Genomic DNA, 10,933 nt, shown 5'->3' with positions numbered 1-10,933 from the left:
AGGATCGCACCCCCGGGAAACCGGGGGCGAACGCATTTCTTCCACGAACTGGTGCAGTATGGATCAGATCATTCACCTGCCATGTATTTGAGTCCGCACGAAGGGACCGCGCGTCCATGCCGCCCAGCCGCGACCGGCACCGGTCCCGTGCGCCGGTGGCCGCGATCGCGCTGCTGGGCATGGTGTTCGCGGTGCTGCTCGCGCTCTGCCCGCCGTCCTCGGCCCCGGCCCTCTCGGCGGCTCCATCCGGGGCGGGCTCGTCCGGGAACGCGCACGTGCCGTCCTCGGCCACGGACTCCGCCACGGTCTCGGACTCGGTCACGGACTCGGTCATCTCCGCCACGGACACGGACACGGTCGTCTCGGACTCCGCCACAGGCTCGTCCGGGGCCTCGTACGGGGATGAGCGGCCGGTCCTGACGGCCCAGGGCCAGGGACCCGGCTGCGGCAAGGCCGGGCAGGGCGGCGACCGGGGTGCGCAGCCGTCGGCCCCGCCGCGCGCCACCGCCGCGTACGAGCCGCCGCCCGTGCCCTGGGACACCCACTGCGCCACGGACGCGCGGTCCCGGACGGCGACGGGCACCGGGACTCCGCCGGACGGACGGCCTCCGCCACTCGTACCGCCGTCCCCGGAGGAACTGTCGATCCTGCGCGTCTAGAAGGGGCATCCATCACCCACGGACGCCCTTTCCGCCCATTCCGCCGCTCAGGAGTACCACCGTCATGCCGTCCTCCTCCCGCAAGCCCGTGATCATCGGCGCCGGTGTCGCCGTCGCCGCCCTGCTGCTCGGCCTCGCCTCCTACACCGCCACCCGCCCCGACGACCCCGCCGCGCCCGGCACCTCGGGACCGGTCGCCGACGTCAGCGCCGCCCCGGGCGCCGACACCGTCCCCGGCCTGGAGGAATACGCCCGCCGGGACGCCAAGGACCCCCTCGCCGTCGGCCGCGCCGACGCACCCGTCGTGATGATCGAGTACGCCGACTTCCAGTGCGGCTTCTGCGGAAAGTTCGCCCGCGACACCGAGCCCGCCCTCATCAGGAAGTACGTCGACCAGGGCGTCCTGCGTATCGAGTGGCGCAACTTCCCGATCTTCGGGGAGCCGTCCGAGAACGCCGCGCGCGCCGCCTGGGCCGCCGGGCAGCAGGGCAGGTTCTGGCAGTTCCACGAGGCCGCCTTCGCCGAGGGCGCCAAGGAGAAGGGCTTCTCCCGGGACCGGCTGAAGACCCTGGCCCGGCAGGCGGGCGTCCCCGACCTGGACCGTTTCGCCCGGGACCTCGACAGCGAGGCCGCGAAGGCGTCGGTCGCGAAGGACCAGGCCGAGGCGTACGGACTGGGCGCCGCCTCCACCCCCTCCTTCCTGATCAACGGCCGCCCGCTCGCGGGAGCCCAGCCGCTCGCGGAGTTCACCCAGGCGATCGAGGCCGCGTACAAGGCCGCCAAGTGACCGAGATCGGCTATCTGGCCGCCTTCCTCGGCGGTCTGCTCGCCCTGATCAGCCCGTGCAGCGCCCTGCTGCTCCCGGCGTTCTTCGCGTACTCGCTCGACTCGGCGGGCCGGCTCCTGCTGCGTACCGGGATCTTCTACGCCGGGCTCGCCACCACCCTGGTCCCGCTGGGTGTGGCGGGCTCGTACGCGAGCCGGTTCTTCTACGGCAACCGCGATCTCCTCGTCCTTCTCGGCGGCTGGCTGATCATCGCCCTCGGCGTCGCCCAGATCCTGGGCCTCGGCTTCGCCTCCCGCCGGCTCGCGCGGCTCTCCGGCCGCATCCGGCCCACGACGGCGGCCCCGGTCTTCGCACTGGGCCTGGTCTACGGCCTCGCCGGGTTCTGCGCGGGCCCGATCCTCGGCAGCGTCCTCACGGTCTCGGCGCTCAGCGGCAGCCCGGTCTACGGCGGACTGCTCCTCGCGGTCTACGCCCTCGGGATGGCGGTCCCGCTCTTTCTGCTCGCGCTGCTGTGGGAGCGGTTCGACCTCGGCCGGCGCGCGTGGCTGCGCGGCCGCCCCATCTCGGCGGGCCGCCTGAGCCTGCACACCACCTCGCTGCTGTCGGGCCTCTTCTTCATCGTCCTCGGGGCGCTGTTCCTCGCCTTCGACGGCGCGACGGCCCTGCCGGGGCTGCTCTCGGTCGACGCCTCCTTCGCCGCCGAACGCTGGGCGGGTGACCTGGGCGAGGCGGTCCCGGACTGGGTGCTGCTGGCCGGGGTGGCGGCGGCGGCCGTGGCCGTCCCGGCCGTACGGGCGTGGCGGCGCCGGGAGACGACCGCCGGCCCGGTCCAGGGGGCCGGAGACCCGCGCGAGACAGGGGACGTTCGAGAGGCCGGGGACATGTGCGAGGCCGGAGGCACGCGCGAGGAGGCGTGACGGCACACGGCGAAGGGCCCGTCCGGCGGACGGGCCCTTCGGGTGGTGGCTGGGGCCGGGATCGAACCGGCGACCTATCGCTTTTCAGGCGATCGCTCGTACCAACTGAGCTACCCAGCCACGCGGTGACATGACCGCAGCGGTCCTGACGGGATTTGAACCCGCGGCCTCCACCTTGACAGGGTGGCGAGCACTCCAAACTGCTCCACAGGACCAAGCAATGTGCGAGCACCAGTCTCGCACACGTGTTGCGTGCCCCCAACGGGATTCGAACCCGTGCTACCGCCTTGAAAGGGCGGCGTCCTGGGCCACTAGACGATGAGGGCTAAGGGCCCGCCTGGGCGCTTCGCAGCGCGTCGGGGACGTGAGAAGCATATGGGATGGCGGGAGGTATCGCCAAAACCGTTTTCGGGCCCCGGGGGAAACGGCTCACGGCACCGGTGAACGGGAGGGCGAAGGGGTGCCCGGCGAGGGCGGGGGAGGGGTGGCACCGGGCCGGTTCTCCTCCGGGAGATGACGGCTGACCTCGGCCGTCGTCAGACCGAGTCCGCCGAGGGTGATCTCGTCCCACGCCTGGAGCCGCCGGGTCGCGCGGTCGAGATAGAGCACCGACGCCCGTACCTTCTCCGGTTTGTCGTTCTGCACCGCGCGCAGTCCGCCGCCGCCCGTGGAGCCCTCGATCTTCAGCCGGGTGCCGTGCTCCATCACCTCGTCGACCCGGCGGTGCACATGCCCGGCCAGGACGAGCGGGACCGTGCCGTCCGTCTCGCGGGCGGCGACCGGGTTGTGGGCGACCGCGATGTCGACGGGCGTGCCGGCCCGGGTCTGGTCGCGCAGGGCGGAGGCGAGGCGGATGCCCATGAGCCGCTCAGCGGGATCTCCCTGGGCGACCACCGAGCGGTCGGGGGTGAACTGGGGGTCGCCGCTGCCCGCGATGCGCAGCCCGGCGACGCTGACGGCCCGTCCCTCGTCCAGCACGTGCACGTTCTTGAGCCGGGAGAGGTACGCCTGGGTGATACGGGAGTCGTGGTTGCCGCGCACCCAGACATAAGGGGCGCCGAGGTCGGGGATGGGGTCGAGGAAGGTGTTCTCGGCGGCGGTTCCGTGGTCCATGGTGTCGCCGGAGTCGATGATCACGTCGATCCCGTACTGCTCCACGAGTGTGGCGATGATGTGCCAGGCGGCGGGGTTGAGATGGATGTCGGAGACATGCAGGACCCGCATGGTGCCGGGGTCCGGCTGATACGCCGGCAGGGTGGAGGTCGCGTCGTACAGCTTGGTGACATTGGTGACCAGACGCGCCAACTCCTTCTGGTAGACGTCGAATTCGGTGACGATCGAGCGGGCGTCGCCGACGAGCGAGGGCGCGCTGGAGAGCAGACCGGAGAACCTGGGCTCCAGGACCGACTTCGGGTTCCAGGTCGCGAACGCGGTGACCCCGGACGCGGCGAGCAGCGCCAGCGCCAGCCCGCCGGCGGCCAGCGCCCTGCGGGGGCGGCGGTAGACGGCGAGCCCGAGGGCGGTCGCTCCGCCGACGACGGCGGCACAGGAGCGCACGGCGAGTTCGGTGGTGCCGCTGACGACGTCCTGGGCGACCTCGTCCTGGAGGCCGGACAGCCGTTCGGGGTGCTCCACCAGCGCCGTGGAGCGGGCGGGGTCGAGCTGGTCGACGTCCACGTCGAGCCGGAGGGGCGCCGTGTGGGAGTCCAGCTCCAGCGCGCCCAGCGGCGAGACGTTGATCTTGGTGCCGCCGCTGAGATCCGGCCGCAGCGTCATGCTGGTGTTCATCGGTCCGACGGGGGTGTGGACGCTGCCCACGATCAGCAGCCCGAGCCAGGCGCCGGCGACCACGACGACGGTGAGACCGAGCGCGCGGGCCCAGGGGTGCGGGGTGTGGACGAGTGTGCTGGTGGGCTGCTCGGTGTGCCGGGAGCGGTAGTGCCGCCGGATCCGGTCGTACGGCTGCCGGAGCCGGCCGAATCCGCGCCCGAGCGGGCCGCGTACGCGCCGGAGCGGTCCGTACGGGAGCGGGATCCGGACCCCCCGGAGGCGGCCGTACCCGTGCCGGAGCCCGGTCCCGATCCCGTGCCGGAGCCGGGTCCCGGTCCTGCTCGGGTTCCCGTTCCGGTTACGGCTCCGGCGCCGGTTCCTGAGCCGGAGCAGGGCAGCTCGGACCGGTTCTCGGACCCGTTCCCGGACTTCGCGGACTGAGCGTGCCATTGGGCGCGTATGCCCAGCGGGACCGGCCGCCATGCGAACACCGGCTCGGATCCGCGCACGGACCGCGCACGGGCGGCGGAGGACTCGGGGAGACCGCCGTCATGATGTACGTGACAATGGCCACGTGCTGGAGATGACGCGCGAGGAGTTCGAGGAACTGGTCGCCGAGGCGCTGGATCGGATCCCGCCCGAGCTGACGCGGCTGATGGACAACGTCGCCGTGTTCGTCGAGGACGAACCGGCCGCCGACGATCCCGAGCTGCTCGGGCTCTACGAGGGGACCCCGCTCACCGATCGCGGCGAGTGGTACGCCGGGGTGCTGCCGGACCGGATCACGATCTACCGGGGGCCGACCCTGCGGATGTGCCAGAGCCGCGAGGAGGTGGTGGAGGAGACGGAAATCACCGTAGTCCATGAAATTGCCCACCATTTCGGTATCGACGACGATCGGCTGCACGCGCTGGGGTACGGGTGAGCCCCGGCTCCCCGGGATCCGGGGAGGCCATCGACCCGGACGTCGATCTTCATGTGCCGGCCCAGCGGGCAGAGGTGTCCGGGGCGCGGCGGTGGGCCGTCCTCGCGGCGATCTCGGCGGGCGGGGTCGTCGGCGCCCTCGCGCGCTACGCCCTCTCCCGGGCGTGGCCGGCGCAGGACTTCCCCTGGGTGACCCTGGTGATCAACGGTGTCGGCTCGGCCCTCATCGGTGTGCTCATGGTCCTCATCGGCGAGGGCGGCCGGAGCGCGCATCCGCTGGTGCGGCCGTTCGCCGGGGTCGGGGTGCTCGGCGGATTCACCACGTTCTCGGCGTACGCGCTGGACTTCCGCGAGCTGCTGGAGAGCGGCCGGCCCGGGGCGGCCCTGGGCTACGCGGTGGGCACCGTCGTCTGCTGCGTCGGGGCGGTGTGGCTGGCCGCGGCGCTGACCCGGCGGGCCGTCAGATGACGTGGTTGCTGGTGGCGTTGGGCGCGGCCGTCGGGGCGCCCCTGCGGTATCTGACCGACCGTGCGGTGCAGGCGCGCCACGACTCGGTGTTCCCCTGGGGCACCTTCGCGGTCAACGCGGCGGGGTGTCTGGTGCTCGGCGCGGTGGCGGGGGCGTCGGTGTCCTCGCAGACGTACGCGCTGCTGGGCACGGGGCTGTGCGGTGCGCTCACCACGTACTCGACCTTCTCCTACGAGACGCTCCGGCTGGCCGAGCGCGGGTGGGGCCTTCTCGCGGCGGCGAACGCGGTGGGGTCGGTGGTGGTGGGGCTCGCGGCGGTGGTGCTGGGGGCGGAGTCGGCCCGGGCGCTGCTGGGGTAGTGCGGCGGGCTCCCGGGGCCGGCGGCGCGGCGGACCGGGGCCCGGGGCGGTCGGCGTGGGCCGGGCTGCCTGCCACCGGCCGGGTGCGGCGGGGTGCCCGGCCTGCCTCCCGGGCACGTCGGGGCGCGGTTTCGGCGGGGCGGCCCGGTCCGCCGGCAGGGGCCGGTGTACGGGTCCGGTGGTACGGGCCGGTGTACGGGGTCGCCCGTACGGGCCCGGCGGCCGTGGTGGCGCGGGCCCCGGTGCCGTCGTGTACTTGTCAGGCTCTGGGGCGTGTCCCTTGCGGGGCACGGGGAGTTGGACAGGGCACCCCCGCGCCCGGGTGCGCATCCCGCGCGCGGTGGCGGATCCCGCGCCCCTGTCCCCGTACCGTCCCCGGAGGTGCCCCCGTGCGCCAGTTGTCCGCACCCGGCCGTTTGGCCGTCGCGCTCGCCGCCTCGCTGGCGCTCGCAGCCACGGCGGGCTGTATGAGCGTGAGCGACGACAAGAGCGCCGAGCCGGCGCCCGGCAAGTCCTCGGACCGGCGTGGCGCCGTGGCCGAGCACGAGAGCGCCCACGGGGGGTCGGGCGGCCGTCACGTCCGCGGCGGACGGGGAGACTCCGGTGCATCCGGGGACAAGGGCGACGCGCCGGACGCGACACCGAGCCCGAGCGGTACGGCGGGTCCCGCCGCCCGGCCGCCCGGGGGCGGGGACCGGCCGCACCCGCCCGGTGCGCCCCTGCCGACCGGAGACGGGCCCACCCCGTCCGTACAGCCGACCCAGCCGCCGGAGGAGCCGCACACCGAGCCGCCTGTGGAACCCACCACACAGCCGCCCGTCGAACCGACCGATCCGCCGTCGGCCTCCTCCGCGCCCGAGGTGCACGCGGGCGCGATGCGGCTGGCGTACACCGACGGCCCCGGGGTGGCCTGGGAGCCGGTGGCGTCACCGCAGCCGGGGCCGGTGCGGAGGGGAGCGGTGTAACGGGGGTCACTCCGGCGTGGTTTGCCTAGGGTGGGGGAGGGTGCGTATGGTGGTAGATCGTTTGATCCCATTGCCCGGCGCCGAAACAGAAGAGCGCCGCGTGGCGCGTACTCTCCCTAGCCGTGGCTGACCGCATAGAGGCGGTCGAATTGCGAAATCACGGAGTTTGGGCGCGTGCCGAGACTCCGGAAGGTTTCGCATTTCGCATGTCCACTTTCAGTACTGAGCACCCCGTCATGCCCGAGAACGAGTCGGCGGCCGAGGCCCTGACCGAGACCGCGGGCACGGCCACGGAGACCGCCGCGGCCACCGGAACCGTGACCCTCGAAACCCTCGGCGTCGAGACCCCTGACGTCGAGACCGCGGCTCCCGGGAGCGAGCTTCCCGAGTCCGCGGACTCGGCCGAGGCCGCCGTCACGACGGCCTCGGCGGCGGAGACCGTCACCGTGGCCACCGAGACGTCCGAGGCCGCTGACACTGCGGAGACCCCGGAGACCCCGGAGACCATCGAGGCCTCCGAGACCGTGGAGACCGCCGAGTCCTCCGTGCCGTCCGGGTCGGACGGCCCGTCCGACGACCCGTCCGCGGCCCCCGAGGCCACCTTCGCGGACCTCGGCCTCCCCGAGAGCGTCGTCCGCAAGCTCGCGCAGAACGGCGTGACGGTCCCCTTCCCGATCCAGGCCGCGACCATTCCGGACGCCCTGGCCGGAAAGGACATCCTCGGCCGCGGCCGTACCGGCTCCGGTAAGACGCTCTCCTTCGGTCTCCCGCTGCTGGCCACCCTCTCCGGCGGATTCACCGAGAAGAAGAAGCCGCGCGGTGTCATCCTCACCCCCACCCGTGAGCTGGCGATGCAGGTCGCGGACGCGCTCCAGCCGTACGGCGACGTCCTCGGCCTGAAGATGAAGGTCGTCTGCGGCGGTACGTCGATGGGCAACCAGATCTACGCCCTGGAGCGCGGCGTCGACATCCTCGTCGCCACCCCGGGCCGGCTGCGGGACGTCATCAACCGTGGTGCCTGCTCCCTCGACCAGGTCCAGGTCGCGATCCTCGACGAGGCGGACCAGATGTCCGACCTGGGCTTCCTGCCCGAGGTCACCGAACTGCTCGACCAGGTGCCGACCGGCGGTCAGCGCATGCTCTTCTCCGCGACGATGGAGAACGAGATCAGCACACTGGTCAGGCGCTATCTGACCGACCCGGTCAGCCACGAGGTCGACAGCGCCCAGGGCAACGTCACCACCATGACCCACCACGTCCTCGTCGTGAAGCCGAAGGACAAGGCCCCGGTCACGGCCGCGATCGCCGCCCGCAAGGGCCGCACCATCATCTTCGTCCGCACCCAGCTGGGCGCGGACCGCATCGCCGAGCAGCTGCGCGAGTCGGGCGTCAAGGCGGACGCGCTGCACGGCGGTATGACCCAGGGCGCGCGCACCCGGACGCTCGCCGACTTCAAGGACGGCTACGTCAACGCGCTCGTCGCCACGGATGTCGCCGCGCGCGGTATCCACGTCGACGGCATCGACCTGGTTCTGAACGTGGACCCGGCCGGTGACCACAAGGACTATCTGCACCGCTCGGGCCGTACCGCCCGCGCAGGACGGTCCGGCGTCGTCGTCTCCCTGTCGCTGCCGCACCAGCGCCGCCAGATCTTCCGGCTGATGGAGGACGCGGGCGTCGACGCCTCGCGTCACATCGTGGGCGGGGCGGGCGCGTTCGACCCGGAGGTCGCCGAGATCACCGGCGCTCGTTCCCTGACCGAGGTCCAGGCCGACTCCGCGAACAACGCCGCCAAGCAGGCCGAGCGGGAGGCCGCCGACCTCGCCCGGCAGCTGGAGCGCGTCCAGCGCCGCGCCGCCGAACTCCGCGAGGAGGCCGACCGTCTGGTGGCCCGCGCCGCGCGTGAGCGGGGCGACGACCCCGAGGCCGCGATCGCCGAGGTGACCGAGGCCGCCGAGGCGGAGCTGGAGGCGGCCGTAGCCGCGGCCCCGCAGCCGCAGGCGGACCGCCGTGACGACCGTCGTGACGACCGGGGCAACTTCGAGCGCCGGGGCCGTTCGCACGACAACCGCCGCGACGACCGTGACGACCGTGGCGGTGACCGTGGTGGCGACCGCGGTGGGCGTTCCTTCGACCGTGACCGCCGTGACGACCGTCCGTTCAACCGCGATCGCCGTGATGACCGTGGTGGGCGTTCCTTCGACCGTCGTGACGACCGTCCCTCGGGCGGCTTCCGCCGTGACGACCGGCGTGACGACCGCGGTGGCGACCGTGGCGGCGACCGCGGTGGGCGTTCCTTCGACCGTGACCGCCGTGACGACCGTCCGTTCAACCGTGACCGCCGTGATGACCGTGGTGGGCGTTCCTTCGACCGTCGTGACGACCGCCCCTCGGGCGGCTTCCGCCGTGACGACCGCCCCAGCGGCCACCGTGGCAGCGACCGTCCGTTCAATCGCGACCGGCGTGACGACCGTCCCTCGGGCGGCTTCCGCCCGGGCTCCTCGGACCGCCCGTACGCCCGCCGCGACGACCACCGCGGTGACCACCGCAGCACCGGCACCGGCACCAACACCGGCTCCTTCGGTCGCCGTGACGACAAGCCGCGCTGGAAGCGCAACGGCTGACGTACCGCCGCCGGGCAACACCGGCCGTCCGCGGCCGGCCAACGCCTGACGCACGGTCACCGATCGCTCGACAGGGCCCGTACCTCCTCGTGAGGTGCGGGCCCTTTGCGTGGAACATGGTCTGCCCAAGTACTTCCACCGCCTGTGAGGCCGCTGTTACGATCCGGCTGCTCGGGGTGGGGATACGGGGTGTGTTCTCCGTACCACCGTGGCCGGCCGCCGCGTCGACGCACACACGCGCGCGCCGACGTGCGATGGCCCCGGGGCCGATGACATGTCCTCCGGCCCCAGGGGACCGCCCCGTCACCACATGACTCAGGGCCCGTGACGCCCCCGGGACCCACCGCCCGGCAACCCCCGGTGACAGACAGCGCATCCGTGCCCGGCGGGACGCATCGGCGCCGCCCGGGCGCAGGGGAGGATCTTCAGTGCACCATCGCTCCAACCGCGGCCGGACGGATGCCGGCCGCACGGGTCCGAGACGTACGGGCCGAGGGCTTTCGGGCCGGAGGACTTCGGACCCGGGACAGGCTGGTACCGGACGGGCCGGTACGGGACAGACCGGCCCCGGCCGGACGGCCGCGACGCTGATCGCGATCGCCCTCGCCGCCAGTCTGTGCACGGCGACCGCCCCGGCGGCGACGGCCGCGGACACCACCGCGCCCGCCCAGCCCGCGGCGCAGGACGTGGTGCTGCCGCCTCCCGCCCGGTTCATGCCGAGAGAGGAAGCCCTCCTGGAGGCTGGGGCCACCGGCTATCTGCACACGAGGGAAGGTCTCACCGGTAAGCAGTGGACGGACTACGCGACGGGCGAGACGAAGCCCGCGCCCGCCGCCGCCGAGGAGGACGGGCACTCCGGTCTGCGGGCCAAGGTGGTGAGGGGGCCCGACGGAACCACGAGCGTCGCGATCACCGATCTGGCCACCGGTTCGGTCACCACGCTGGAGGTGCCCCAGGGCCACTACTGGGCCGAGGGTTACACCGCCGACTCGATCGTCACGGTCCGGGAGGCGGCGGACGGCACGGTCGGCGCGATGAGCATCCTGAGGCGCGCGGCGGACGGCACGGTCGAGGAACGAGCGGTCACGGGCATCCCGGCGTCGGTGACACTGCTGGGTATCAGGTATGGGACGGGCAGGGACGCGAAGGGTGTTCTCCTGGCCTTCCAGGAACCGGGCAAGGACGGTTGGCTCGATTATGCGCTCGATTATGGGACCGGGCACCTGACCCGGCTTCCGGAGCCGCTTGAGATGGACAGCGTCGTACTCGGCGAACGCCATATGCTCATGCTTCGTGGGAGCAACGCCATCACATGGGACCGGCGCAACCCCGAGGCGGCACCGATCACCACAACTGTGCCGGACGGCTACCGGGTCTAATCGCAGTGCACCGGGCTTTGGCCCGGTGGTGGAGCGATTCTGAGAAGTGCTCTGACTCGCGCTGTGCGCACGGGTCCGCAC

Annotated in this window: 10 protein-coding genes and 3 tRNA genes; 9 read left to right on the top strand and 4 right to left on the bottom strand. The window is 72.9% G+C overall.

Annotated elements, in window-relative coordinates:
• The first annotated feature begins 116 nt into the window (after nt 1–116).
• The 3 genes from ACFYT4_RS27175 (at nt 117) to ACFYT4_RS27165 (ending at nt 2,363) form a co-directional block, all read left to right on the top strand.
• Nucleotides 117–659 carry a hypothetical protein gene (locus ACFYT4_RS27175; RefSeq protein ID WP_389274310.1) on the top strand — a complete coding sequence of 181 codons (543 nt, stop codon included), beginning with the start codon at nt 117–119 and terminating at the stop codon, nt 657–659.
• A gap of 64 nt (nt 660–723) precedes the next feature.
• Nucleotides 724–1,446, top strand: coding sequence for a DsbA family protein (locus tag ACFYT4_RS27170; protein ID WP_389274307.1), 723 nt, complete (start codon nt 724–726; stop codon nt 1,444–1,446).
• The gene (locus ACFYT4_RS27165; RefSeq protein WP_389274304.1) at nt 1,443–2,363 is read left to right on the top strand and encodes a cytochrome c biogenesis CcdA family protein; all 921 of its coding nucleotides are present in this window, start codon (nt 1,443–1,445) and stop codon (nt 2,361–2,363) included. The genes ACFYT4_RS27170 and ACFYT4_RS27165 overlap by 4 nt, the downstream gene beginning before the upstream one ends.
• A gap of 43 nt (nt 2,364–2,406) precedes the next feature.
• On the opposite strand, the gene ACFYT4_RS27160 is transcribed toward ACFYT4_RS27165, so the two are convergent.
• The 4 genes from ACFYT4_RS27160 to ACFYT4_RS27145 all read right to left on the bottom strand — a co-directional run bounded on the left by ACFYT4_RS27160 (nt 2,407) and on the right by ACFYT4_RS27145 (nt 4,583).
• Nucleotides 2,407–2,483 (bottom strand) — tRNA-Phe (locus ACFYT4_RS27160).
• A 20-nt stretch (nt 2,484–2,503) separates the two neighbouring features.
• Nucleotides 2,504–2,578, bottom strand: a tRNA-Asp gene (locus tag ACFYT4_RS27155).
• 38 nt (nt 2,579–2,616) lie between these two features.
• Nucleotides 2,617–2,689: transfer RNA gene (locus tag ACFYT4_RS27150), tRNA-Glu, on the bottom strand.
• A 103-nt stretch (nt 2,690–2,792) separates the two neighbouring features.
• A complete protein-coding gene (locus ACFYT4_RS27145; protein ID WP_389274301.1) occupies nt 2,793–4,583 on the bottom strand; it encodes a metallophosphoesterase in 1,791 nt (596 codons plus the stop codon).
• Between the two features lie 124 nt (nt 4,584–4,707).
• On the opposite strand from ACFYT4_RS27145, the gene ACFYT4_RS27140 reads away from it, so the two are divergent.
• The 6 genes from ACFYT4_RS27140 (at nt 4,708) to ACFYT4_RS27115 (ending at nt 10,852) form a co-directional block, all read left to right on the top strand.
• Nucleotides 4,708–5,058, top strand: coding sequence for a metallopeptidase family protein (locus ACFYT4_RS27140; RefSeq protein ID WP_389274298.1), 351 nt, complete (start codon nt 4,708–4,710; stop codon nt 5,056–5,058).
• A complete protein-coding gene (locus tag ACFYT4_RS27135) occupies nt 5,055–5,525 on the top strand; it encodes a fluoride efflux transporter FluC (protein ID WP_389274295.1) in 471 nt (156 codons plus the stop codon). Before ACFYT4_RS27140 ends, ACFYT4_RS27135 begins: the two co-directional genes overlap by 4 nt.
• Nucleotides 5,522–5,884 (top strand): fluoride efflux transporter CrcB, encoded by a 363-nt coding sequence (crcB, locus tag ACFYT4_RS27130; protein WP_389274292.1) that lies wholly within the window; start codon nt 5,522–5,524, stop codon nt 5,882–5,884. Before ACFYT4_RS27135 ends, crcB begins: the two co-directional genes overlap by 4 nt.
• Before the next feature lie 389 nt (nt 5,885–6,273).
• Nucleotides 6,274–6,849: a hypothetical protein gene (locus tag ACFYT4_RS27125; protein WP_389274289.1), complete on the top strand. Its 576-nt coding sequence runs from the start codon at nt 6,274–6,276 to the stop codon at nt 6,847–6,849.
• A gap of 206 nt (nt 6,850–7,055) precedes the next feature.
• Nucleotides 7,056–9,473: a DEAD/DEAH box helicase gene (locus tag ACFYT4_RS27120; RefSeq protein WP_389274286.1), complete on the top strand. Its 2,418-nt coding sequence runs from the start codon at nt 7,056–7,058 to the stop codon at nt 9,471–9,473.
• Nucleotides 9,474–9,901: 428 nt separating this feature from the next.
• A complete protein-coding gene (locus tag ACFYT4_RS27115; protein ID WP_389274283.1) occupies nt 9,902–10,852 on the top strand; it encodes a hypothetical protein in 951 nt (316 codons plus the stop codon).
• Nucleotides 10,853–10,933: the final 81 nt, after the last annotated feature.

This window comes from Streptomyces sp. NPDC004609 (assembly GCF_042873655.1).
Lineage (GTDB): Bacteria > Actinomycetota > Actinomycetes > Streptomycetales > Streptomycetaceae > Streptomyces.
Note: the sequence above shows the minus strand (reverse complement) of the source record. Positions and strands in the feature narration are given on the sequence as shown.